Source organism: Candidatus Nomurabacteria bacterium (assembly GCA_023898525.1).
In the GTDB taxonomy this organism is placed as follows: Bacteria; Patescibacteriota; Minisyncoccia; order Phycocordibacterales; family UBA918; genus OLB19.
Window position 1 is genome coordinate 706,640 of the sequence record CP060227.1, and the last position, 26,724, is coordinate 733,363.

A 26,724-nucleotide genomic window follows, 5' to 3' on the forward strand; every position below is an offset into this window, starting at 1 on the left:
AAAACACCCCGCTGCCGTAGGCAGCGGGGTGTTTTAGTTTATTTAGACATCAAGATCGTCGGAGTTTTTACTGGTCTCTGAAGATGGTATGAAATCGTTTTTGTTATTTGGTGATTTATTAGTTAATCCTGCGTTTTGCTTTTCCAGTAGAGCGGTTGTGATAAACAGAACGCCAATTCCCAAGAAGGTAACGATACGCCACAAGAGTTCCATGCTCCAGACGTCGATGATTACGAGTCGTGCTACCACAAATATCAACAAGGCTTGACCAGCTCGCTTGTAGTCACCCCTTTTAGTTCTCTTGCCATATTGGTATAAACCGAGTCCAATTACTGTGAAAACAAAGAGAGAAAGTGCCACTGCCTTGTCGGGATTTAAAAATGAATGTGTAAGTGACCAAAAGTAGCCAACGGCAAAAAGTGAAGCGGTAATTAGAATGGTTTTGCTCCAGGATGTAACTTTTTCCCGATCTTCAGGGTTGGTGGTGCGATAATACTTGCGTAGACCGACCCCGATTAAGGTCATGATTGTTATAACTATAAACAGACCCAGAGGTTTTATTACCTCAGATTGTTCCCAGCCAGAGAAGTCAAAGGAATCAAAAGATAATAATAATGGCAAAATTAGTGCCAGAAGAGCAACGCCAACCCACTTAAGATTAGTTTGCAGAATGGTAAATAGTGAGATAAGAGCATAAAGAATAATAATGTAAGAGCTGTAGGTTAAAACAGAACCAACAGGGTACGGTAACCAGCTATCAAAAATAGCTGACAAAGCAATGAATATATATGATATCGTAACCACAATCATTACACCCAACGAGCGCTTAAGAGATTGATTGTATTCGGCCGTGAATATTTGAGTAAAGAGTAGGGTGCTCAAAATCATTACACCAAACATTACACCGACACCAAATCCGTGAATATGAAATATTCCCTCGCGCCAAGCTGGGGAGGTGAGGGAGGAAAGGCTGGCCATGATTGGAGGAATTAAGGTGAGACTGGTGGCTACAATTACTCGACTGGCTAGCTGACGATGAGTGGTGTAGTAAATTCCAGCGAGAGACATTAGTGCCCAAACAACATACAACATCACTAGGGCAGTATCGCCACTAAATATAGAAGAGGTGACTTGGGCTGACACACCTAAAGTGTAAAAATAACCAATGGCGCCAAATAGTCCGGCCAAGGGTCGGTTCCAGCGATAGACGGCCAAGGTTTTATTATGTGAAAGCCAAAGGGCACTGATGATAAACGAAGTCATAACTGAATAGAGGACAAAAGCGTCGGCGTGCAGGATTCCGTATTTCCAAGCGACTGTGTCGAAGGAAGAAAGAGAGGTGATGAGAGGTAATAGGTAGCCAAAAGCAACGAGGCGCATGACGCGTTCTGGTAAGCCAAGGTACGTGACGATAAAAAAGACAGCCGTAATTTCTATGGTGTAAGCTAAAATTTCTGTGAAGCCAGAGAATACAAAACTGGTGGCGATAAGGAGACTGACCAGTGAAAAGGCAATATAAGTCGCGGTGATGTTGATTGGATAATTTCGTACCAAGGACAAATAAGCTACTCCCGCTAGAGCAATAGTTGCAATTGTAGTGGCCAATCCTGCACTAAGGGCAATTTGTGAAGCAAAGAAAACAAAAACCAGACCGGCAATAGCTAGACTAAGAACATCGGTGGTGCGTGCTTCCTTGGTTTTTATAAAACTCATGGTTACGCTAACGAAAAATAAAATAGTAAAGATGACAACAAAGAACCAAAGAACATTACCGTTCATGTAACTCAGAAGTCCTAATTCATAAAAGCTGACACCCAACGTTAAGATCATCGACAGAGTTCGCCATTCTTGTTTGACGCCAACAAACAAAAGTCCAACCGATAAGATTAGTAGATAAGTGAGGATCCAAGCTCCTTCACCCGCGACTCCTACTAGCATTGGAATTAAGAGTCCGGCCAAGGCGGTCACGATTGCCAACCATTTGGTATTTGTTTGCCATGATACATATATAGTATAAACGAGACCAATGACAAGAAGACCAAGGGCCAATACTGGCGGTAGTGGTGTGGCGATAATTTTGGCAGTAAAAATGGTGGCACTGATGATTCCGGTACCAAGTGCGGTTAGTACTACATACTCAGTGGTTGATATACTGGCTCGATAAAAACCAACTAGATAGGCCAGTAAAGCCAAAACAAAGCCAAGTAGAAGCAAAACCAGTGGTGAGAAAACGCTTTCTACCACCGCGTAAGTTACCAGCCAAACCGCGCCCAAGAAAAAGATGATGCTACCGATCTTGATTAGTGTGTTTTCTCTAAACCAACTGACGAGAAAGAATTCCTTGTCTTCTTCCTTAGATGCAACTTCATGTACAACTTTTGGTGCGTAGTCTACTTCAGTTGAAGATGCGAACTGGTCAGGTGTATTGTCAGTCTCGGTTTGGGCTGGTGGAGGTGGTGTAAGTGGAACGTTCTCACGTTGTTCACTTACCAGATCTTTTTCGTCGGAAGCAACAGCGGTGGAAATCAAAGGCTTTATTTTTTTCTCTAGCTCATTGAACCTCTCCTTAAGTTTTAAGTGTGATAAAAATAGCGCGAATAATAAAATCGTTAATATAAAAGTCATGATAAATATAGATTATGCTTCTAGTATGAAACACGGATAAAGAATAGACAGTACTTTTTATCCCCAGTGAAAATGGAAAATGTGTGAGTTTGAAGTGTAAGGATGAAAAGCACCGCGCCTACGGCGCGGGACTTCCAAATAAAAATAACGAAGGTGCGACCTTGAGGAGAAGTCTGTGACGGAAAAGGTCGTTTTTTGGTTATTTTTATCAATATTCAATTCTTAGCACACATATCATATGTATAACCTTTTCAAAAATGCTATACTCTCGCCATTATGGAAACTTGGTTTATTTTTGCGGTTGTATCCCTCGTCTTTTCCGGACTTCATATTTTTGGACAAAAAGTAGGAGTGGCCCGAAACTATAATTCTAATTTACTAAATGGTGTCAGCTCTGGAATAGCTTGAGTTGTTACTTTTATAATAGCTGGTTTCGTTGAAGGTTATAGTGAGATATCTTGGATAATCTTAGGTTTCGCTTTACTTAGTGGAGTAATATATCTATTTAATTCCAATTTACGCATGGATTCTCTCCGTTATATAGATACTACAATTGCTTTACCAATACATAAATTTATCAGTCCGCTATTTGCTTTACTTATAGGAGCAATGGTATTCAACGAACACTTAACCATATCTGAATGGGCCGGTATACTCTTTGGAGTTTTAGTGCCGTTACTACTTATAAATAGAATTGAAAACAATCGACAGGAAAATTTAAAACGTGGATTAATTCTCATAATCATCAGTGCATTTTTATCTGGCATCGGAGCAGCAATTTATAAACTAGGAGCAAATTTATTTTCAGCTGTACTTTTGTTTGCCGGTATTGCAAACATATTACTAGCCACCGCTAGTTTAGTTTTACACAAAAATAATAGATCAAAATCTAACACCGTAGAAGTAAAACCGCTTGATAGTAGTTTTTTCAAACTAGCATTCATTATTGGTCTTATACAAATGACAGCTTTTACCACTTTAATGATGTCATTTTCACACAACGGACCTTTAGCTGTCGTCTACACCATCACCTCACTCTACATTGTTATCCCAATCGTACTTTCAATTATTTTTTATAACGAACACTGGAACACTAGAAAGGTGGTGGCGATTGTACTTTCTATCTTGGCGGTGGTGTTGATGGGGTAGGCTATAAATAAAAAGACAGCCTATGCAGGGATACGCATAGGCTGCTAAGTTCTCAGAGATCAAATCAATTACCGCTGTGTAAAACCTCATTGAGAGTTATTTTATTAGGTTTATCCTGAGCTTCAACTTGTCCTGTTAGACCATTGCGCCAGAAAGTTATACCGTCAACACTAGAAAGTTCCTTGGCTTTAATTTCCTCACCTTTGTAGAAGAGTTTCATACCAGCGGTTACATAAAGACCAGCTTCAATAACACAGAGATCGCCAAGTGATATACCTGTACCAGCATTAGCACCTAAAAGACATCCTCTTCCGATAGTGATTTTTTCTTTACCACCACCAGAAAGTGTGCCCATTATAGATGCACCACCACCGATATCAGTTTGATCACCAACCACTACTCCCGCTGAAATACGACCTTCGACCATAGAAGTTCCAAGTGTTCCTGCATTGAAGTTTACGAACCCCGCATGCATCACCGTAGTACCCTCTGCCAGATAAGCACCTAGTCTTACATTAGCAGCATTGGCTATACGAACCCCCGAAGGAATTACATAATCTACCATCCGAGGAAACTTATCCACTGCATTAATATGCAAAGGATGCCCTTGGATTTGAGCCTGTAGCTGTCTTTCCTCAAGTTCAGCCAGATGAATCGGTCCTTCATTAGTCCAAGCAAGATTTTTTAGTACACCAAAAATACCATCTAAGTTTATTTCATTTGGCTTAACCTTTCGATGGCTGAGTAAATGTAAACGCAAGAATGCATCAGACACAGTCCTAGGACCAGTATCATAATCAGGGACATCAATAAAGGTTACAACAACAACTTTTTTACGAACACTACTTTTCTCAAAGGCTTGCGCTGCTTCGTACATAGTCTTGATAGCCTCAATGTTTTCATGAAACTGACCATCTTTTATAAACGGTGCAAACTTGCTTAAAATTTTAGCAAGTATTTCACTACTGACCTTATAGGTTTCAGTACCATATACCCCGACCACATCAGCTAAAATAGCTGCAGTTCCGTAGCTACCTTTATATTGTGGTAAAGGAAAAAAGGTATCAAGTATTTCTCCATTTTTATCTACATGTGCTATTCCCAACCCAAAGGCTAGAGGTCGTCTGTAACCAGCACGCTTTTCAATTTGTGCTACAAACTGATTAAAATCATCTTTTGTGATAATTTCTTTATTCATTATTTTCTCCCGAAAATTTTGTTGGAAAATAACTGTCTTGAACAGCCGAAACAACAATACCACGTTTGTTATTTTTGTGCAGAAATTTAATATAGGTAACGCCTGAGGATAATGTGCTTATGCTAATAATTATTTTTTATGATTTTCTGGTTTGAACATGTCCGCTAACTTTGTTACTGAAGGGAAGACTTTGAGATTTGTAATGTCTTCTTTGCTAACAAATCTTATCTCTACACATTCATCAGATGGGGTGAAGTCGAGACTGTTGAACTTAGCTTCATACAAAACATTTACAATCCAAAAACCAAACCTTACACTTTTGTCAGTTACAAAGTAAGAAGGTCTATCTGCCATTTCAGTTATCAAGAGACCTGTCTCTTTTTTTACTTCGCTTGTTAACATTTTTTGTATAGTCTCACCCCAATCAAGCCCACCACCTGGCACATCCCAATAATCATCCTTATCCTTACAAATTAAAAATTTGTCTCTGGTTTCATTTAGCACTAGTGCCTTTACGCTTACTCGATAAAAACATTCTGGTATCTCGTTCATAGTTGATGGAGTATACATTGGTTATAAATTTACTCAAAATTATTTTTTGAAAATTAAATTTTGATTTTAGAATTTTAATTGAAATTTTCTACTTCCGCTTCGAGTGGAATTTTTTGTGGACGGCTCTTAGGTGTGCGTCAGTGACGTGAGTGTAGATCTGAGTGGTACCGATGTGTGCATGACCAAGGAGCGCCTGCACTGAGCGGAGGTCAGCACCGTTGCTTAAGAGGTCAGTCGCAAAACTGTGACGGATAACGTGCGGAGTAACTTTGCGTACAATACCAGCTTTGGCGGCGTAGCGTTTGAGAAGTCTTTGTACTGCGCGCGGGGAGATGCGTGCGTCCTCACCGACATGAGCCTTTTTACCGTAGCGAATGAAGAGAGCATCGTCCATGTCTTTGCGAGCCGCTAAATATTTTTTGATCGCTGACTTGGCTTCGTCGGACAAAAACACCACCCGGATTTTGTCACCCTTACCTCTGACGGAAAACTCATCACGAGACAAATCGATATCATCAATCGACAAGGAGCAAAGTTCAGAAATACGCAGACCGGTCGAAAACAGAAGTTCCAAGATAGCTCGGTCACGCTTACCTTCGAGGCTGTCCGTTGATGGTGCATTAAGAAGACGATTTAGTTCCACGGTCGAGATTAGGTCCAGTGAGCGCTCGGGAATTTTGGCTAACTCAATTCTTTCGGGTGATAAAGATTCTACACCCTGCTTACGTAAGTACTTGAGAAACGCGCGTAAAGCAATGAGATAATAGTTCTGAGTCCGACGTTTCATGGGTTCTGTTTTACCACCAATTTTGGTTCCGGCTTGACGGTTTAGGTAGAGTCGAAATTCACGCACCTGTTTCTCGGTAATATCTCTAGGGAGTTTTGCCTTACTAAAATCAAAAAATCTGGATATGTAGCGATCATAATTCTCCACCGTCTTTACACTTCGTCCCCTCTCGATTTCCAAGTACTCTAGAAATTGTTGTTTTAGTTCGACAAGCTTCATACCCACTATTATACATAGTAAAATTAACCATGGCTTTGACAGCCTGTCTAACTCTTGGCCTGACTTGCTTTTATTCTTTTTTTATGCTATAGTAATTCCAACCTTCGCGGTTATCACTGCGTACTCCTTATAGGCACTCACGGTGCGTATCTAGTATAAGAGAGACGTTTCACAAAAATTTTATGTTAACAAAAAGAGTAAAGGAGAATGTATTAAAGAGTAATCGTCGTCATGATGCTGACACCGGTTCACCGGAAGCTCAGGTGGCGCTACTCACCAGACAGATTGAAGAACTTTCAACTCACTTGCGCAAGCATAAGAAAGATTTTCACTCTCGTCGTGGACTATTACAGATGGTAGCCGACCGACGCAAACATCTTAAGTACCTAGAGAAGAAAGACGAGAAAGCCTATAAAGCTACTCTCAAGAATCTCGGTCTTAAGCGATAAAACATTATGCTCCGCTCTGGAGCATTTTGTTTTTTCGAGCTATAGTGTAGTCAGAAGGTTTTTAATAATTATAAAAAGTATTTTAATAAATTAATTCATGAGAATAATTAGACACCCCGATCAACGGGTGGCAATTTTGATAGACACACAAAACTTATATCACAGCGCGAAGAATTTATATAAGTCAAAAGTAAATTTTGGTGCGATTATAAAAAGTGCTTTGGGTGGTAGAAAATTAATTCGTGCCCTGTCTTATGTGGTCAACACTGAGAGTGGAGAGGAGAGTGCTTTCTTCGAGGCATTGGAGAAGGTTGGAATTGAGATCAAGACCAAGGACTTACAAATTTTTTATGGTGGCGCCAAAAAAGCCGACTGGGATGTGGGAATCGCGATAGATGCTGTCAAACTGGCACATAAAGTTGATTCAATAATTTTGGCTAGTGGTGACGGAGATTTTATTCCTATGGTGGAATATGTAAAAAGTCAGGGTTGCCAAGTTGAGGTGATTACTTTTGGCCGATCGGCTTCATCTCGTTTGCGAGAAGTGGTAGATGACTTTATCGATATGGATGAAAATCCGCAAGAATTTTTAATTGGCTACAAAACTGGACGTCGAAAAACAGGATCTAGAAAGCAGGTAAAAAAAAGACAGGCAAGAACTGATGATCTATAGAATTCTGAATCCAACACATAAAACGCGACTAGGCACTTGTGCCTAGTCGCGTTTTTGTTATGCTCATAGTTATTAGCGACAAGCTCTTTTGATTAGTAGATTTCAAAACCTTGAAATCTAAAACCAGAAGGGGTTGTCATAAGTAAAAAGAATAATCATGCAAAAAGAAATATTTACAACTAAACTTGGAGAGAAAACTTTGACTGCTGAGTTTAATGACATGACAGCGCAAGCTAATGGTTCGGTCATTATGACTTATGGGCAGACAGTCGTATTGGTAACTGCAGTTATGGGAAGTCGGGACACAGACCTACCATACTTCCCATTGTCGGTGGAGTTTGAAGAAAAATTTTATGCCGCCGGTCAAATTCTCGGCAGTCGATTTATGCGTCGTGAAGGTCGACCGAGTGACGAAGCGATTTTATCAGCTCGTATTGTTGACCGTACCATTCGTCCACTTTTTCCTTCTCATCTAAAAACTGATGTACAAGTAGTGGTGACTGTACTAGCGATGGGTGAAGATGATCCAGACGTTCTTGGGGTGATTGGTGCATCGTTGGCACTTAGTGTTTCTGATATACCTTGGCAAGGTCCGGTTGGGGCAGTTCGTATTGCTAAAAGTGCAAGTAAAGACGAACTTATAATTAATCCAACTTATAAGGAGCGTGATGCTGATGACCTAGAATTTGAGATTTTGGCTTGTGGTAAGGACGGAAAAATTAATATGATCGAAACTGGTGCTAACGAAATTAGCGAAGATAAAATAATCACAGCGTTGGAAGTCGCCTCGTCTCATCATTTGGTGTTAGAAGAATTTCAAACCAAAATTATTGAGAAACTTGGAAAAGAAAAACGTGTAGTGGAAGAGCCTGTTTTGCCAGAGAGCTTAGTAAGCTTATATAATTCAGTTTTTAAAACTCAGCTGGAAGATACTATGTTTAGTAATCGGGCCGGTAAAGATCATATATATGAATTAAAAAAAGATTTTCTAAAAGCCGTGGGAGAATTAGAAGATGATGTTAGCGAAAAATTGGCCGGGCATTTCTTTGAAGATATGATAGACCTAGAGCTTCACAAGGGTGCGGTGTTGAATAATAAGCGGGCGGATGGTCGAAGTATGGACGAGGTTAGAGAACTGTATGCACAAGCTGGGGGAGTATCACCGGTTCTTCATGGCTCGGGAATTTTTTATCGTGGTGGTACTCGCATTTTTTCTGCTTTGACTTTAGGTGGACCGGATGCAGCACAAATGATAGACACCATGGAGGAGCGTGAGGTGAAGAAGCGCTTTATGCACCATTATAACTTTCCTCCATTTTCTGTTGGTGAAACCGGAAGGGTTGGTGGATTTAATCGTCGCATGATTGGCCATGGGGCATTAGCGGAAAAAGCACTACAGCCAGTTGTGCCGGATAAAGATGCCTTTCCGTACACCATTCGGCTGGTATCAGAAACTATGTCAAGTAACGGATCAAGTTCGATGGGGTCAGTTTGCGCTTCGACCTTGGCCTTGATGGATGGTGGTGTACCAATCAAGCGACCAGTAGCCGGTATCGCCTCAGGAGTTATGATTTATGAAAACGGCCATGCTCTCCTTACCGATATCCAAGGACCGGAGGATGAATTTGGAGACATGGACTTTAAAGTAGCTGGGACCACAGAGGGAGTAACGGCAATTCAAATGGATGTAAAGGTTGATGGAATCAGTATACCTATATTAGGTGAAGCCTTGGAAAAGGCTCGGTTGGCACGTCTACATATATTAGATACCATGACCGCTACTATAGATACCCACCGACCGCACATTTCTCCGAATGCTCCTGAGGTAATTAGTTTAAACATATTACCAGAGCAAATTGGTTTGGTCATTGGTTCTGGCGGTAAGACCATAAACGCTATAAAGGATGAGTCAGGGGTGGAGGAAATCAATATTGAGGACGATGGCACGGTCTTTATTACCGGAAAAAATGGCACTACAAAACTAGCTAGTGACAAAATAAAGTCTCTTACCAAACGTTATGAGGTAGGTGAGCGAGCTGAGGCTACTGTAGTCAAAATAGCCACTTTTGGTGCTTTTGCCAAACTTGATGATTATAATGAAGGTTTGATACATATATCAGAAATTGCTCCAGAGCGGATTGAGTCAGTCGAAGGTGTGCTTAAGGTTGGGGATGTTGTTCCGGTCGTGGTTTCTAAAATTGAAGACGGTAAAATAGGATTGTCAATAAAGAAAGCAGATCCAGATTTTATGGCTAAAAAAGCCACAGGTAACTAGTAACAAATCAGCGTTTTTGTGAGATACTAGTAACAATGGACAATCAAGAAAAGACAAAGACAAAATTGTCAGGTCTTAGAACCTTCTCTTCTGACCAAGCCCGACATGAAGGTAAAATACAAGGTAAAACAAGCAAAGTAACACCTTCACTACAGGCTATTGTTGATAGTCATATTGAGAAAAATGACTCTCAGGATCTTAGGTCTGAACTTGTCAATTTACCGGCCAACTACAATACTGCTTCTGGTCCAAAAGCTCACGGTGGTGCCTCGTGGGTGAGTCTATCTGACACAGTTTCAGAAAAAAACCATACCAAGAATAATAAAGTGGTTATTGATAATGAGGGCGCTGGGTCAGCCACGATAATTACTGATACCAAGAAAGATCGCTTTAATGTATTTACTGCAACTATTGAATCAATCAAGAGTTGGTTTAAAGAAAAAAAGGCTGAGCGACAAGCAAAAAAAGCTCCTAAATATACTGTACCTGAAACCACTAGGCGAAAAGGTGTAATTCAAAAGGCCACTTCTCAAACCGGAAAGATTATATCTGGAGATCATGAAAATATTCAGGAGCGAATTCGTGAGCGACATAGCAAAAAACAGGATGAGCATAATGAGCATAATGTTCCAAACAAAACCAATAACACGGTAGATGATTCTCCTGAGACTATTTGGACACCAGACACTGATACCATGTATGAACTTCTTGAGGAGAAGACCGGAGAAGATGCTGTTGTTTCAGCTAAGCAGGAACAACCAAAAGGGTTTGTAACGACACAGAATGAAATTATAGTTAACAATCTAGATGAAGTAAAAAGGTCTGAAGCGAAACAGAAAGAAGCTCATACTAAAGCAGTGTCTAAGAAGGACTTGGTTGAAGAGCGAGAGGTTGATGACGGGTCAAAAGCGTGGGAAGCGGCAAGTAAGTCAGGTGAGGTTCAGGTTAGACCAGAATCACAAGAACAAGGGGGTGGTAAACCGGTTACATCAGATAAGAAAGAAGAGACCGCTTCGTCATCAGGTGTTTCCGCTACTTTAGCCGATCAGGTCTTACCAAGGTCCAAGGGACAACAATCTAATTCGTCAGCTCCTAATAGAGAGCACAAGGGCTTTTTCCTCTCAGCTAACACCAACACGGTTTCTTTTGTAGTGTCGGCTGTTTTTATCGTTTTAGTAGCAGGTGGTATCGGTGGTACTATTTGGTATCATAATAAGGATAAAATTAGTGTAGTACAGGTTGAGGAATACCCGCGAGTTATTAAAGCGGCTGAATTAAATTTGCTCTATCAACCAATAACCAACAAAGAAGACTTTATTCAGCGTATCATCACTGAATATGAGGCGGATGATTATACGGTTACACAGTTTGCCTTCACAACAACAGCTGAGAAAAACAACCTAATAAAACCCAGTGCACTTTTGTCATTCCTGGGTATTGAACTAGATAGTAACTTTAAACAATCTATCAATTACTTGTATTTTGGTGGGATACAATTCACTGATCCATACATCGCTCTTAAGGTGGCAGACAATGTTGCGGGAATTGGTGGTATGTTACTTTGGGAGGATACCATGCGTGATGATTTGGCTGATGTTTTCCAATTACCCACTGATGTTCCGGTTGTGACGGATACTTCCACCTCTTCCGAACAACTTTTGTTTATTGAGGAAAAGGATAAGTCGCAGGTCACTTATGTTGATGCTACTATTGGAGGGGTTGATGTTAGGGTTCTAAAAAATTCAAACGGTGAAGAAGAACTTATCTATGGTTTCTTAGATAGTAATACTATAATAATTACGAGAAGCAGTACTGCTCTTGGAAAGTTACTAACCTTAATTAACAACTAATATTATGACTGACATAAACGGCTACAAACAAAAATTAGAGGAACAACTCGTACAAATTACCGGTGAGCTTGAGTCTTTAGGGGTACAAGATAAGCAAACAGGTGATTGGATTGAAAGACCGGCAGATCACCAGGTGGAGGCTGATATGAACACCGAAGCTGATATATCGGAAGAACAAGAGGAGCGTCAAGCTACGCTGAGTGATCTTGAGATTGAATACAGAAATATAAAACGAGCTTTAGAAAAAATTGAAGCTGGGACTTTTGGAATTTGTGAAATTGACAATCATCCGATAGAAGAAGATCGCCTAGCTTATAAACCAACCGCTCGCACCTGCAAAGAACACATGAACGAAGAACAGAATCTGCCACTATAAGTTATAATATGTACTAATGAGCGTTGCCTTAGTACATACCATTCAACCACATATTCTATCTGGCACGTTAGTCAGAATTGAAGCAGACCTCGCCCGAGGTCTGCATTCATTTTCGATCGTAGGTTTGGCTGGCAAAGCCATCGAGGAGTCTAAAGATCGTATCAGTAGTGCTATCAAGCATTCGGGCTTTGAATCTCCTAAGAGCAAGAATCAAAAAATTACCATCTCACTGTCACCAGCTGACCTGAAAAAAGAGGGTCCACTTTTTGATCTGCCAATTGCCATTGCTTATCTGGAAGCGGCTGGAGAACTTAGCGGAAATCAGGATATTTTGTACGTAGGAGAACTAGGACTAGACGGTAGTCTAAGACCGATTCGAGGAGTCTTAAATATCACTATGGCCGCCAAACAAAATGGCTATAAGCAAATAGTTGTTCCATGGAATAATGCTAAAGAAGCAGCTTTAATAGACGGAATAGAAGTCTTTCCAGCTAAAACCTTAAGTGAAGTAATAAGGCATATAGATAAAAGTCACCCTGAACATAGTACTATAAATATTCAACCAACAACCAACCTAGACGATAATAATTGGACGGAAGGCAAGGTAACTCTAGAGGACATCAAAGGACAAGAAAGTGCCAAAAGAGCGCTTATCATAGCGGCCGCCGGCAGGCATAATGTTATTCTGGTTGGTCCGCCCGGTACTGGTAAGACTATGTTAGCCCGTGCCTTTCAGGGACTTCTGCCACCCTTATCTAGAGAGGATGCGTTGGCTGTCACCGCTATTCATTCATTAAGTGGCAGCGGGGAAGCTATTACCAGCACACCACCATTTCGTGCTCCACACCACACCGCTTCGCACACAGCCCTGGTTGGTGGTGGTACCAATCCTAAGCCGGGCGAAGTGACCCTAGCTCACAAAGGTGTTTTATTTATGGATGAGTTTCCCGAGTTTGAAAGACGAAGCCTAGACGCACTTCGCCAACCACTTGAAGATAGAGTGGTAAGTATTTCTCGTATTCAAGGCACTGCACTTTTTCCGGCTGACTTTATTTTAGTTGCGGCTATGAACCCTTACCGTGGTACTGAAGACGGGACTACTAACTTAGCTCGCGCTATGCAAGAGACTTACAAGGGTAAAATTTCCGGACCAATCTTAGACCGCATTGATCTTTGGATTGAAGTACCACATATTGATTATGAGACCTTGTCTAACTTGAAACGAACTATCGGAGAGACAGACAAAGCAAGAAAAGAAATCGCTACCGCGCGCACTCGCCAAAGTAACCGCTTCGCGGGCAGGGAAGCAAACACCAATGCCGAAATGACCAGTCGCGACATTGACCATACTATTACTTTGAGTACGGAAGTATCAGATCTTTTAAAACTTTCTTCCCAAAAACTAAACCTCTCACCCCGCAGTTATCATAGACTGATCAAAGTCGCTCGTACCATTGCCGACTTAGACGAAACTGATGACATAGGAACTAAGCATGTACTGGAAGCGTTGCAGTATAGAGTGCAAGTTTAGAATAAGGGTAATATTTGCTAGAATAAATGAAATGCCAAACCCTGAAAAACTAACCTTATTCCTAAATTATGATAGCGAAAGATTTGAAAATATTGACGAATAAAAAGATTTATATGGAACGAGTATTTAACTTAAAAACAAAAGATAACAAAAAGATCTATTGTTTTCACAACACTGGAACCAAAAAGAATAAGGCCGTAGCAGTGGCAGTGCATGGCCTTACAGGCAGTCCAAACGAAAGAAGCCTCTACAATGCAGCTCACAATTTCCCTAAAAAGGGTATAGATGTTTTTAGATCGGCATTTTACTGGTGGTCTGATAAAAAGCACCGTAAGTTAAGTGAATGCTCTCTAGCGACCCACGCTAATGACCTCAATACCGTTCTTAGATATTTACGACCCAAGTATCAAAATATTACTGTTATAGGTCACAGTATCGGTAGTATTGTAATTTTAAAGGCAGATAAATCGCTTTTTGACAACGTTATATTATGGGAACCATCGTATTTGGAAAAAGGAATAAAGCAGGAGTTAAGTAAAATTTAATTTAACAACCAACACTTTTGGTTGGTTAGAGATAGTTTTGAATATTTGTTAAGTGGAGAATTTGTTGATGAGTGGGAAAAATTTAATGCTAAAAACGAACTGGATATTGTTAGTAAACTAGAAAAGCCAATCAAAATCATTGCTGCTAAAAAAGGAATACTACTTAAGGGGAGTAGAGCTTATTACAAAGCCGCCAAAGAACCAAAGGAGCTCACCATAATAAACGGTGCTACTCACTGCTTTGACGAAGAGGGGACAGAAACAGAGTTGTTGAAAGAAACGTTATCTTGGATAAAGAAATATTCTAAGTAACATATGAAAACCCCGCGCCGTAGGTGCGGGGTTTTCATTTTATTTTACTTCCAATTCATTTAGGTTAGAAAGGGTTCTTTGCTCCACGGACTTCAAAGTGAAGATGGGGGCCGGTAGATTTTCCGGTGCTACCCATGGCTCCAATAGTCTGTCCTTGGCTGACGTAGGCTCCGACTCCAACATCGTTTCGAGAAAGGTGGGCGTAGAGGGTTTGAGTGCCATTTTTATGTTTGATTACAATGTATTGACCATAGCCTCCGTTCCAACCAGAACTCTTAGAAACAATAACTTCACCGGCCGCAGCTGCTCTAATAGTTGAACCAATTGATCCAGCTAAGTCTACTGCGTTATAACCGTGAATACCTTGTGTTTTTACTGCTCCGGGGGCTGGGTGAGTAAAGCCAGCGCTACTGGCGGAGGTAGAGCCGGAGGTTTTAGTCGGCTTAGCTGAAGTGGTTATGGCCGGAGCTGAATGAATAGCACCACCAGGTACAACAATCACAGAACCAACTTCAAGTCCATCAGCGCTGGCCAATTGATTATAAGAAAGAATTTCTTCAGCATCACCCTCGTATTTTTTAGCAATTGAATTTATGGTGTCACCTTTCTTAACTACGTGACGAACTCCGGCTATTGGCAAAATGATCAAAGTTTGTCCGGCACGGATACTGGTGGCTTTAGTCAAATCGTTGGCCCAAAGTATAGTGTTTACCGTTACTCCATACATCTCGGCTACGTGTGACAAGGTATCGCCTTCGCGAACGGTGTAGATGCTGATTTCACCGTTTGAAGTGCGATTCAAGGCGATCACATCTTCACCAACTGGTCCGGAAGATACCAAAACTCCATCATCGACTATTATTTCAGCTCCGCCACGTCCGCCAAGTGATGAATCAGGGGCTTGGTTGGCTGATAGTAAAGGAATATCAATTGGTGAAGTGGCTGCCGTGTTATTTGAATCTGTTTCAAGTGGGGTAGTTGAAGATTTATCAAAAAAACCAGCCTTTACTGACAAAGGAATTATGATTATTGAGAGTATAAATACATATTCAACTACGACGCTTAAGTTCGAATACGGTGCTCTTTTATATGTCGTCTGATTGGTTTCTGAAGAATTGTTATTAGAATCAGACTCTTGAATGTTAGGTTGAATACTAAATCTATTTAAGGACTCACCGCCACGCTGACACTACAGTAAATTTACCGGAAATAAAAAAGACGTAAAACGCCTCTTTTAAACTACTACCTTATCTAATTCAAGGTATGACTGTAATTTTACTAGACGTACAACCAATCGCAATTGACGAATTCACATTTTTCTTAGAAATTGTAGATAGGTCGTATTTAACTTTATTTTTAGCCTCGAAATATCTATTGACAAGTATGCGATAAAGTCTTGCAAAAATATGAGTCCAGGAACGCGTGATCAACAGGTTGTGAAGAGGGTGGCATGGTATAGTAGTGTTTCATGTCTGATCAACCATATTTAGAAGGGCTAAATTCAGCTCAACGGCAGGCAGTTTTGGCTACTGAAGGTCCACTTTTAGTCTTAGCTGGTGCCGGCTCTGGAAAAACTAGAGTAATTACTCATCGGATTGTTCATTTACTCCACCAAGGAGTTGCACCGTATAACATATTAGCGGTAACTTTTACTAATAAGGCGGCTAAAGAGATGCGCGAAAGGGTTGAGGTTCTAATAAAAAAGTATCCACCCAGTGAGCGAGCGGTTATTGATGCTCTGCCAACCGTTGCTACATTCCATTCTTTGGGGGTGCGAATCTTGCGTCAATATCACGAAACTCTTAATTTGCGTCGTCATTTTACTATCTATGATCGGTCTGACAGTTTGCGTACGGTCAAAGCGGCTTTGGAGAGGGGTGGTTATAATCCAAAAGAGTTTGAACCAAAAAAGATCTTAAGTAAAATCTCACGAGCAAAAGGTGACGCTAAAACGATCAGTGAGCTGCGCGAGTCTGCCAAAAGTTTGCCTGACCAAGTAGCAGCTACTGTGTGGGGTCATTACGAAGATATCCTTAAGCAAGAGCATGCTTTGGATTTTGATGATCTTCTCACTAAAACATTATCTTTACTCCAAAACTATCCTAAGGTTAGGGAAGAGTTGCAAAATAAATACAAATACATTCACATTGACGAGTATCAAGATACTAACGCCGTGCAGTTTTCTATTGCCAAGCAGTTGGCAGGAGAGGTGAAAAACATCTGTGTAGTGGGGGATATCGACCAAAATATTTATTCTTGGCGCGGTGCTGACATAAAAAACGTCTTGCAATTTGAGCGTGAATTTGCTGGCGCAAAAACAATTTTGCTTGAAGAAAATTATCGTTCAACTAAAACTATCATTGCGGCCTCAAATGATGTAATAGAAAAAAATAAAAACCGCGTGCCAAAATCGGTATTTACCAGCAATGATCATGGCGAAAAGATTACTCTCTATGCGGCTATGACAGGAATTGATGAGGCAGAGTACATAGCTATGACGGCGCAATCATTGATCGAAGAAGGGGTTAGTCCAGCAGAGATTGCGGTTTTATACAGAACTAATTTCCAGTCCCGGGCTTTAGAAGAAGCTTTCTTAAATTGTGCTGTGCCATACCAGCTTCTTGGCACTAAATTCTACGAGCGTAAGGAGGTTAAGGATGTTTTGTCTTATCTACGCCTAGCTCTAAATCCAGGTAGTACAGCTGATCTGGCTAGGGTTATAAATGAACCGACCCGTGGTATTGGTAAGGTGACAATGCTTAAAGTTATAGAAGGTCGGCGGTCAGAATTAACCGGAGCAACTCTTGAAAAAGTTAGTCGCTTTGATCAGTTAATGAGTGACATTGCAGATGAGGCTAGGACGAAACCTTTGTCTGAGACGTTAAAATTTATTATCAAACGGACGGGTATAGAAGCTGATTTAAAAAAGAAAGGGACAGAGGATGATTTGTCTCGCTTGGAAAACTTGCAGGAATTGGTCACTCTTGGCCAGCGTTACGATGAGCTTGGTCCGGAAGAGGCGGTTGAACAGCTCCTGGAAACAGCTAGTCTGCAAAGTGATCAAGACGAATTGAAAGATAAGGATGAACATGATGCGGTACGTCTTATGACCGTGCATGCGGCAAAAGGATTGGAATTTTCTTATGTATTTATCGCTGGATTAGAAGAAGGGTTGTTCCCGCATGAACGCTTGGATGATGCTGGGATTGACCATGAGGAAGAAAGAAGGTTGTTTTATGTGGCATTGACACGGGCTAGCAAGAAACTTTATTTAACTTACGCCCATATGCGCACTATCTACGGTAGTCAGCGGGTGAATATACCATCTTCATTTTTGAATGACATAAGTACAGAACACGTAGAAAGCGGTAACCCTAATGGTTATGGTGATTCTTCCGGCTACGAAACTACTATTTTTCTTGATTAAACTTAAGATTAAAGGGGCAAAACCTTCGGTTTTGCCCCTTTAATCTTGTAATTCTATACCTATATAATGTATGCTCAGCGTATGAATAGAAGTAAGGGTGGAGATAATGGTGTTGAAAATCAATCAGACAAATTTGTTCACAAAAAATCTTTGGGGCAGAATTTTCTTACCAGTGATGTGGTACCTAGGTGGATGTGTGAAGCCGCTAAGTTAGAAGCGGATGATGTGGTTTTAGAAATTGGTCCGGGAACTGGTATGTTGACCAGAGCTATATTGGCTCATGGAGCGCGGGTAATAGCTATCGAAGCTGATCAGCGGGCGGTGGAAAGTTTGAATAATACTTTTACTGATTACGTAAAAGAACAAAAATTAACAATAATTCATGGTGACGTCAGAGAGGTTACTCCTAACAACCTTGGTCTTAAAGATCATGGTTTTAAAGTTATCGCTAATATACCTTATTATTTGTCTGGTTATTTACTTCGGCAGTTATTGGAAACCGATATACAACCGATTAATTTGACCTTTTTGATTCAGAAAGAGTTAGCCGAGCGGATTGCTCGCGACGCAAAAGAGTCGATTTTGTCATTGTCAGTAAAGGCTTTTGGTTCACCGGTTTATATTAAAACAGTCACTAAAGGGCATTTTAATCCAAAGCCAAGGGTTGATTCGGCTATATTGAGTATTTATGACATAAACCGTGACAGTTTTCAGGCCTTGGATCTCAAGTTGTTTTTTCGGTTGGTTCATCTTGGTTTGGGTAATAAACGCAAGCAATTGTTAAGTAACTTAAGTCGCGAGTATGACCGTCCATTGCTTACCTCAATTTTCTCTTCTTTGTCTATACCAGGTGACGTAAGGGGAGAGGATTTGTCCATAGAGATATGGTTAAGGTTAGCAAAAGAACTATCGACGTCGAGAAACGTTATCGAAACAGAGCAATAACAACTAACTACAGAAAAGATTGTAGTCGTCTATACACAGAGAAGTAATTAGTACCGTGTGTTCCTGGTGTATTTACCTGCTATAATGTTTTTATGCTGCAAAAACTAGACTCAAAAATTATTGGTGCCTCTGTTATCGGGTTTGCCATGGTGGCCGGTGCTTTAGTAATAAATAATATGAATAGAGAGGTCGCACAAACCCCCTCAGAAGATGCCTCGCTGGCGGTTGTGAATGAAGCTCCACCTCGTAACTTCATTGAAGTTAAAGACTCGAACGATGATGGTTTGGAAGATTGGCAGGAAGAGTTTTTGTCAGCAGACAAGATTGTTATTTCCAGTACAACTGAGAATTATACTCCACCGACCACGATAACTGGACAGATGGGTATTACTTTAATCAGAGAATTGTTGTCATCTAAAGTCTATGCACCATTTGGTTCATCTAATGATGAAATTGTTGATGACTTAGTTACAAATTTAGCCGACAAAGCCAATGATAAAATATATGATCAGCGAGATATCACTGTCACAGACGATATGTCTGATGATAGTATTCGCAACTACGGTAATGCCTTAGCAGCAGCTATTATTGATAATGGTGTCAAAGGAGCTGAGACTGAGTCTGTGGTTCTTCAACGTATTATAAATGGTCAAGATGATAACGGTATCGAAAAACTTCAGACCTTAGCTGATATGTACGAGAAGACATTAAATGATACGTTGGCTATACTGGTGCCACGTTCTTTTGTCAAAGAGCATCTTGATCTTATTAATGTTTATAATGCCTTATTTTATGATGTTGATGCCATGGCTAAACTTGAAGAAGATCCAGCTTTAACCTTGATACGCATGAAGCGTTACGAAGATGATGTTAAGGGGTCTTACTATGCTTTTCAAAATGTTTATTTGGCACTAGAAAAACACGTGGAGGTCTTTAAGGAAAATGATCCGGCAATTATCTTTATACAGTTTAGTCCGGATTTTAAACGTCAATAAACTTGATATTATGCCCACCCTCCACCACCTCCTCCAAACCACCCTCACCTTCCTCTTCACCCTCACCCTCTCTTTTGTCAGTGTATACATCCCTCAACCATACCACCAAGTCAACCACGCCGAAGCCGGAGTCGCCACCTTCAGTGGTCAGTTGATGGGTCTGGCCGAACAAGCCGTCAGTGCCGCCGCCAACGTGATGTCAGCGGCTATTGAGTCGGTCATCAGATTCAAGGAACTAGTCTGGGACCCCTTAGCCTGGAGTGTGGCCAAGGGCATGATCGCTGTCATGACTGCCAGTGTGGTCAGGTGGATCAACTCCGGTTTCCAAGGTTCCCCCGCCTTTGTCCAAGACCTGGAATACTACCTCTCCCGGGTTGGAGACCGAGTCTTTGGTGAATTCGTCAACGAACTCGGTATCGCCCCCTTTGTCTGCCGCCCCTTTAGACTTGACCTCCAAATCGCCCTCAACATCGGCTACCAAAGACACTACCGCGCCGGTTACCCAATTGGCGCCACCTACTGCAGCCTCGAAGGTGCTCTTGCCAACATCGACAACTTTGTTAACGGTAGCTTCAATGACGGTGGTTGGGACACTTGGTACACTGTCACCACCAGACCCAACACCTATACCCCCTATGGTAACTTCCTCTCCGTCAGTGGTGAAGCGGCTCTCAGAATCAACAACCAACAAGTTAACGCCACCCGTTTCCTAAACTTCGGTGACGGTTTCATGTCCAAAGCCATCTGTTCCCAAATCCCCATCATCACCGGCGGAGCGATTACCAGAGAACGTTGTGCTGTCTCTACTCCGGGACAAGTCATCAACCAAACTCTTAACCACCACCTTGGGGCCGGTCTCGACAGCCTCATCGCCGCTGATGAGATCGGTGAGATCATTGGTGCTCTGGTGGGCCAACTGGCACAAAAGTCCCTGGAAGGCGCGGCCGGACTCCTTGGTCTCTCTGGTGGTACCGGCTACACCGACCCTAGCTACGGTACCTCCTACCTGGATGCTGCTATTACCGAACAAACAGCCAGTTCTGCCGAAGCGGCTATCATCACCAACGCCAGCTCCACCAACGCCTACAACCAAGCGGCCAACCAAGCCGAACAACAAGGACAACAAAGAGCTGATAATGCACAGGCGGGAGCGGATAGTACGACGAATACTGGTAATACCGAACAACTATTGCAACAACTGATAGACATACTGGGAAGCGGAACTGTGATCACCCCAACTGACCCTAACACCACCACCCCACCAATTGGTCTTAGTGGTCCAATTGGACCGCAACCAATCACTGCTACTCCACTTTCCAGTGGTACCATCTTCGCTGCCCCTAATGGTTCCGGTACCGCTTGCTCTGAGGCGATGCCGTGTGATATTTGGACGGCTATTGGTAAGGCAGGGGCGGGAGATGTGGTATTCCTAAGAGGGGGAACTTATCAGGTAACACAAAACATTCCTTTCTATAAACAAGGTACAGCCTCTAATCCAATAGTATTTGAAAGTTATCTGGGAGAGAAAGCGGTGTTTGACGGTAGTCAGCATGCGAAGGGGACTGGTGTACTTATACGAGTAAACGGAAAATACAATGTTCTTAGAAATATCGAAATTAGAAACATGCCAAGAGAAGGTATCTTTATAGAAGGTACAGACAATATATTGGATGGTGTATATGTTCATGGTAGCACCCTAGATGGCATCAAAGTCTTTAGTCCATACGCCAACTATCCGTACGGACAATACGGCTCTCGCAACACCATCCGCAACTGTATTGTCCACGACAGTTCTGATGCTGGATTAACCAGCGCCGGATTTGCTGACGGTGGACAGGCTGATGGTGTGTCAATAGCCTCTGGTGACAGTAACCGAGTGGAACATTGTTTGGTCTACCACAACTCTGATGACGGTATAGATGCTTGGCGTTCTACCAACACCTACTTTGGCTATAATATTGTTAGCTCTAACGGTATTGCTAGTGGTGACGGGAATGGTATTAAGGCCGGAAGTTCACAAGGTCAAAGCTTCAATACTCTGGCTGAACGTAATATTGTCTACTCTAACCGGGCTACTGCTCTGGACTATAATGGAGGTACTAATGCTACTTTCCGCTATAATACCACTTGGCAAAATGGTCAAGCCCACACCTTCGGCGACGCTATCAATTCTGCTACTGCCAACATCTCCTCTAACGAACCTCTTGGCTTCATCTCCTCTGGCGCTCAATCTAAAGTCACCAACAACTCCTGGCAACGCTCTGGCACCGTCCAGTTCATCAGCACCAACCCAAGCTCACCAGACTTCTTAAGACCAACCGTGGGTGGAGGTTTTGAGGACATTGGAGCGTATGCGCAGTAGTGTTCTAAAGAATAGTGAACTATTACTTTAATATCTGTGAGTGGTGTGATATATTTAAATAAGGAAAGTTGTTTGTGTTTCCTGCTCCTTTGACTATTTTTTTTGTGGAGGTTATCATGAATAAGAAAACACAAGGCGGTAGTGGTGGTGCTTTTCGACCTAATAATGATGGTATTTCGTCAAGCATCCCCGGGTTTTTAGGTTATGGTGGCTCAGCTTATGTTTGCGATTGCGGACAGTGCGGATATTGCCAGCAGAAGGCAAAAACTTGATTAATCGGCCTATTAAGAGGAAATCTCGGCTGTTTCGGCAGTCGAGATTATTTTATTTGTGGAGGGGTTTACCCCGCAAAAAGACAAAGTCTTTTTGCGGGGTAAACGGTTGCCGAATATCTCTAAATACCGTATAGTATCGACGTTAAGCCTATTTGGCTTTTTCTTTTCTCCAAGACCACGCATTTGTGTTCTGTTGGTATGAAAGGGAGTATCACATTATTAATAGATACATATATTAAGTATTAAGTAATTTTTTAGTAAATTTTATGGCACGAGAATTTCCAATTGATCGCATGCGCAACTTCGGTATTGTGGCGCACGTGGACGCTGGTAAAACTACTACCTCAGAACGCGTACTTTTCTATACCGGTATGAGCCACAAGATCGGTGAGGTGCACGATGGAGCAACTGTTACCGACTGGATGGAGCAGGAGCGAGAGCGTGGTATTACTATTACCGCGGCGGCTATTTCTTGTAACTGGTCAAAGACGATGGAGGCTGACCGCAAGGACAAGAGCAAAATGTTCACTTTCAACATTATTGATACTCCGGGACACATAGACTTTACAGCTGAAGTGAAGCGCTCCATGCGTGTGCTTGATGGCGCGGTGGTGGTATTTGATGGTGCAGCTGGAGTGGAGCCACAGACTGAGACTAACTGGGGTTACGCTGACGAAGCTAATGTACCGCGTATTTGTTTTATCAACAAGATGGACAAGCTGGGGGCTGACTTCGATGCTTCAGTAAAATCCATTCACGATCGTTTGTCTAAGAAAGCAGTACGTATCCAGCTTCCAATTGGAGCAGAAAATGACATGAGTGGAGTAGTGGATCTAATAACCATGAAAGCTTATCGTTTTGGTGGTGAGATGGGAATGGATGTAACTGAGGAGGAAATCCCGGCTGATTTGCTTGATGAGGCTAAGAAATGGCGCGGTGAGTTGATTGAAAAGGTGGTAGAGCATGACGACGCTTTGATGGAAGCTTATCTGGGAGGTGAAGAGCCGAGTCTAGAAGATCTTAAGAAGACTCTACGTAAGGCTGTGATTGCTAATGAGATATTTCCGATTATGACCGGTACTGCCCTAAAGAACATTGGTGTACAACTTGTACTTGATGCGGTGGTTGATTATCTGCCTTCACCGGTTGACTTGCCAGCGGTACAAGGGATTAATCCAAAGAATGATGAAGCGATTGAGCGAAAAGCTTCAGACGACGAACCTTTCTGTGCTCTAGCTTTCAAATTGCAGGATGACAAATTTGTTGGTCAGCTGGCTTTCTTCCGTGTTTACTCTGGTACAGTCAAGTCTGGTTCTTATATTCTAAACGCTTCAACTGGGAACAAAGAAAGAGTCGGACGTATCGTGCGGCTTCAGGCTGATAAGCGAACTGAAATTGAAGAAGTATACGCAGGAGAAATTGCGGCGGCCGTAGGTATCAAGGAGGTAAAGACTTCACATACTCTATGTGATGAGGCTAATCCGATTATTCTTGAACAAATTACTTTCCCAGAACCGGTGGTGGCCCTACGAGTAGAGCCAAAGACCAAAAATGACCAAGAAAAGATGAGTACTGCTCTAAAGCGCTTGTCTGATGAGGATCCGACCTTTAAGGTGTCTACCGATGAAGAAACTCTCGAAACTATTATTGCCGGTATGGGTGAGCTACACCTAGATATTATCGTAGATCGTATGAAGCGAGAGTTTGGAGTTGAGGCCAACATCGGTGCGCCACAAGTGGCTTATCGAGAGACTATCCAAGGTTCAGCTGAGGCAGAACACAAGTATGTCAAGCAGTCTGGTGGTCGTGGTCAGTATGGTCACGTGAAGATTCGTATCAAACCACTTGAGCCTTTAGCTGAAGATGAGACAGTGGCTAAAAATGTAACTCGTGAAGATCACTTTGAGTTTATTAACAATATTAAGGGAGGTGTGATTCCGCAGGAATATATTCCAGCTGTGATGAAGGGTTGTAAGGAAGCAATGGCTCGCGGTTATGTGGCTGGCTACAAGATGGAAGATGTATCAGTCGAGCTCTTTGATGGTTCTTACCACGATGTAGACTCCTCAGAAATAGCTTTCAAACTAGCTGGTATTAACGCTTTCAAAGATGCGGCCAAGAAAGCTAATGCGGTTATTCTTGAACCAATTATGAAGGTGGAGGTACGTACACCAGATGAATATATGGGTGACATCAATGGAAATATTTCTTCAAAACGTGGACAGGTTGAAGGAACTGAAGAAATGGGTGGACGAACTATTGTACACGCTAAAGTGCCACTGTCTGAGATGTTTGGTTACACCAATATTCTACGCTCTATGACCCAAGGTCGTGCCTCTATGACTATGGAGTTTGATCACTATGAAGTCGTACCACCAAACGTAGCGATGGAAATCAAAAAAGCTCGTGGTGTTAAGGATGAGGGATAGGAAAGAGTAAAACACTGACTAATGCAAAGAAAACCGCACACCCGAAGGGTGTGCGGTTTTCTGTTGGCAAATTAATAAGACCCCAGTTTTATTGGGGCCTACTTTAATTTTGGATTAAAAATCTAAATAGCCATTGGCTCATTAAGTAGTAGTGAATCAACGCGTCTTGCATAATAAACATATACAGTCACTACAACATTTACGAATATCAGTTATCACAATGTGTTGTTTGGTTACTGATACCCCGTGCCTTCAGGTCGGGGTAGTTCATTATATAGGAGTAAACTAACGTTGGGCTATACTTTTAAGGTTAGTAACTGTAGGTCTTGCAAATCCCTGAGACTTTGGTACTATTGCCGAACCGCATACAGCTTAGTCTGTTTTTGTGGAGCGAACATAGTACTGCTCTTTCACACGTTCTCCGTGTCCATTCTAAGCGCGATTGTTCTCGCGCCGCCTAGAATGTACGCTGGAGACACAGCTTTTTAGCGTCTGTGTGCGGAATTATAATTATTAATTTATCTTTCATAATATGGCAGATGCATTTGATCGTTCAAAGCCGCACATTAACGTAGGAACCATTGGTCACGTAGACCACGGTAAGACTACTTTGACGGCTGCAATTCTTAACACTCTTAACACTCGCGGTAATGGCTACTCAGCTAACGTGAAGGCTGTTGAGGATATTGATAAGGCACCAGAAGAAAAAGCTCGAGGTATTACTATTTCGCTCTCACACTCTGAGTACGAAACTCCAAATCGTCACTATGCGCACATCGACGCGCCTGGTCACGCTGACTACATTAAAAACATGATTACTGGTGCTGCCCAGATGGATGGCGCTGTACTTGTGGTAGCTGCCACTGATGGTGCGATGCCACAAACTCGTGAGCACGTTCTTCTTGCTAAGCAGGTTGGTGTACCAAAGATTATTGTTTTCTTGAACAAATGTGACATGGTAGATGATGAGGAAATGATCATGCTTGTTGAAGAAGAGCTTCGTGAGCTTCTAACTAATAATGGTTTTGATGGAGAAAATGCTCCAATCATAAAAGGTTCTGGTCTTAAGGCCCTTGAAGACCCTTCTTCAGAGTGGGGTGACAAGATTATTGAGTTGGCTGATGCTATGGATTCATACTTCCCAACACCGGAACGTGATCTTGATAAGCCATTTTTGATGCCAATTGAGGACATCTTCTCAATTGAAGGACGAGGTACTGTAGTAACTGGTCGTGTAGAGCGTGGTGCTGTAAAGGTTGGTGAAGAAGTAGAAATCGTTGGTATCAAGGATACTACAACCACTACCGTTACTGGTGTAGAAATGTTTAACAAGCAACTAGACGCTGCACAGGCTGGAGACAACGCTGGTATCTTGCTTCGTGGTACAAAGAAAGAAGATGTACACCGTGGTCAGGTATTGGCTAAAAAGGGTTCTGTAACTCCACATACTGAATTTGAAGCAGAAGTATACGTGCTTTCAAAGGATGAAGGTGGACGTCACACTCCTTTCTTCACTGGTTACAAGCCACAATTCTACATCCGAACTACTGACGTAACAGGAGATGTAACTCTAAACGAAGGTGTGGAAATGGTTATGCCAGGTGATACTGCAACCTTTAAGGTGAAATTAGTAGCTCCAGTAGCGCTTGAAGATCAACAAAACTTTGCGATTCGCGAAGGTGGTAAAACAGTTGGTGCTGGTGTGGTAACTAAGATTATCGCTTAAATTAATTTTTAGTTTAAACACAAA

The 26,724-nt window shown here is 41.9% G+C and carries 20 protein-coding genes; 15 read left to right on the forward strand and 5 right to left on the reverse strand.

Features of this window, described 5'->3' with window-relative positions:
• Positions 1–42 precede the first annotated feature (42 nt).
• On the reverse strand, positions 43–2,625 hold the full coding sequence (locus H6779_03435) for a DUF2339 domain-containing protein (protein USN87440.1): 2,583 nt from the start codon (positions 2,623–2,625) through the stop codon (positions 43–45).
• A 420-nt stretch (positions 2,626–3,045) separates the two neighbouring features.
• Between H6779_03435 and H6779_03440 the strand changes: the two genes are divergently transcribed.
• Entirely contained in the window at positions 3,046–3,774 is a 729-nt protein-coding gene (locus H6779_03440) for an EamA family transporter (GenBank protein USN88299.1), read from the forward strand.
• 64 nt (positions 3,775–3,838) lie between these two features.
• On the opposite strand, the gene H6779_03445 is transcribed toward H6779_03440, so the two are convergent.
• From H6779_03445 to H6779_03455, 3 genes are all read right to left on the reverse strand, one after another.
• A complete protein-coding gene (locus H6779_03445) occupies positions 3,839–4,972 on the reverse strand; it encodes a tetrahydrodipicolinate N-succinyltransferase N-terminal domain-containing protein (GenBank protein ID USN87441.1) in 1,134 nt (377 codons plus the stop codon).
• Between the two features lie 129 nt (positions 4,973–5,101).
• Positions 5,102–5,524 carry an NUDIX hydrolase gene (locus H6779_03450; protein USN87442.1) on the reverse strand — a complete coding sequence of 141 codons (423 nt, stop codon included), beginning with the start codon at positions 5,522–5,524 and terminating at the stop codon, positions 5,102–5,104.
• Positions 5,525–5,612: 88 nt separating this feature from the next.
• Positions 5,613–6,530: a tyrosine-type recombinase/integrase gene (locus H6779_03455; GenBank protein ID USN87443.1), complete on the reverse strand. Its 918-nt coding sequence runs from the start codon at positions 6,528–6,530 to the stop codon at positions 5,613–5,615.
• Positions 6,531–6,712: 182 nt separating this feature from the next.
• Between H6779_03455 and rpsO the strand changes: the two genes are divergently transcribed.
• The 8 genes from rpsO (at position 6,713) to H6779_03495 (ending at position 14,541) form a co-directional block, all read left to right on the forward strand.
• Positions 6,713–6,979 carry a 30S ribosomal protein S15 gene (gene rpsO / locus H6779_03460; GenBank protein USN87444.1) on the forward strand — a complete coding sequence of 89 codons (267 nt, stop codon included), beginning with the start codon at positions 6,713–6,715 and terminating at the stop codon, positions 6,977–6,979.
• Between the two features lie 97 nt (positions 6,980–7,076).
• Complete coding sequence (locus H6779_03465; protein ID USN87445.1) at positions 7,077–7,652, forward strand: NYN domain-containing protein; 576 nt, start codon at positions 7,077–7,079, stop codon at positions 7,650–7,652.
• Positions 7,653–7,809: 157 nt separating this feature from the next.
• Positions 7,810–9,927 carry a polyribonucleotide nucleotidyltransferase gene (locus H6779_03470; GenBank protein ID USN87446.1) on the forward strand — a complete coding sequence of 706 codons (2,118 nt, stop codon included), beginning with the start codon at positions 7,810–7,812 and terminating at the stop codon, positions 9,925–9,927.
• 35 nt (positions 9,928–9,962) lie between these two features.
• On the forward strand, positions 9,963–11,777 hold the full coding sequence (locus tag H6779_03475; protein USN87447.1) for a hypothetical protein: 1,815 nt from the start codon (positions 9,963–9,965) through the stop codon (positions 11,775–11,777).
• 4 nt (positions 11,778–11,781) lie between these two features.
• Positions 11,782–12,153: a hypothetical protein gene (locus H6779_03480; protein ID USN87448.1), complete on the forward strand. Its 372-nt coding sequence runs from the start codon at positions 11,782–11,784 to the stop codon at positions 12,151–12,153.
• 16 nt (positions 12,154–12,169) lie between these two features.
• Complete coding sequence (locus tag H6779_03485; protein USN87449.1) at positions 12,170–13,684, forward strand: YifB family Mg chelatase-like AAA ATPase; 1,515 nt, start codon at positions 12,170–12,172, stop codon at positions 13,682–13,684.
• Positions 13,685–13,752: 68 nt separating this feature from the next.
• Positions 13,753–14,229 (forward strand): alpha/beta hydrolase, encoded by a 477-nt coding sequence (locus tag H6779_03490; GenBank protein USN87450.1) that lies wholly within the window; start codon positions 13,753–13,755, stop codon positions 14,227–14,229.
• 45 nt (positions 14,230–14,274) lie between these two features.
• Positions 14,275–14,541, forward strand: a complete 267-nt coding sequence (locus H6779_03495; GenBank protein USN87451.1) for a hypothetical protein — start codon at positions 14,275–14,277, stop codon at positions 14,539–14,541.
• 64 nt (positions 14,542–14,605) lie between these two features.
• Here the strand turns inward: H6779_03495 and H6779_03500 are convergent, their stop codons facing one another.
• Positions 14,606–15,556, reverse strand: coding sequence for a peptidoglycan DD-metalloendopeptidase family protein (locus tag H6779_03500; protein ID USN87452.1), 951 nt, complete (start codon positions 15,554–15,556; stop codon positions 14,606–14,608).
• Positions 15,557–16,009: 453 nt separating this feature from the next.
• Here H6779_03500 and H6779_03505 point away from each other — a divergent pair, with 453 nt between their 5' ends.
• The 6 genes from H6779_03505 (at position 16,010) to tuf (ending at position 26,700) form a co-directional block, all read left to right on the forward strand.
• Entirely contained in the window at positions 16,010–17,968 is a 1,959-nt protein-coding gene (locus H6779_03505; GenBank protein USN87453.1) for a UvrD-helicase domain-containing protein, read from the forward strand.
• An 81-nt stretch (positions 17,969–18,049) separates the two neighbouring features.
• Positions 18,050–18,913, forward strand: a complete 864-nt coding sequence (gene rsmA, locus H6779_03510) for a ribosomal RNA small subunit methyltransferase A (protein USN87454.1) — start codon at positions 18,050–18,052, stop codon at positions 18,911–18,913.
• Between the two features lie 92 nt (positions 18,914–19,005).
• Complete coding sequence (locus H6779_03515; protein USN87455.1) at positions 19,006–19,908, forward strand: hypothetical protein; 903 nt, start codon at positions 19,006–19,008, stop codon at positions 19,906–19,908.
• 10 nt (positions 19,909–19,918) lie between these two features.
• Positions 19,919–22,270 carry a right-handed parallel beta-helix repeat-containing protein gene (locus H6779_03520; GenBank protein USN87456.1) on the forward strand — a complete coding sequence of 784 codons (2,352 nt, stop codon included), beginning with the start codon at positions 19,919–19,921 and terminating at the stop codon, positions 22,268–22,270.
• Between the two features lie 541 nt (positions 22,271–22,811).
• Entirely contained in the window at positions 22,812–24,974 is a 2,163-nt protein-coding gene (gene fusA, locus H6779_03525; protein ID USN87457.1) for an elongation factor G, read from the forward strand.
• Between the two features lie 532 nt (positions 24,975–25,506).
• Positions 25,507–26,700, forward strand: coding sequence for an elongation factor Tu (gene tuf, locus H6779_03530; protein USN87458.1), 1,194 nt, complete (start codon positions 25,507–25,509; stop codon positions 26,698–26,700).
• Positions 26,701–26,724 lie beyond the last annotated feature (24 nt).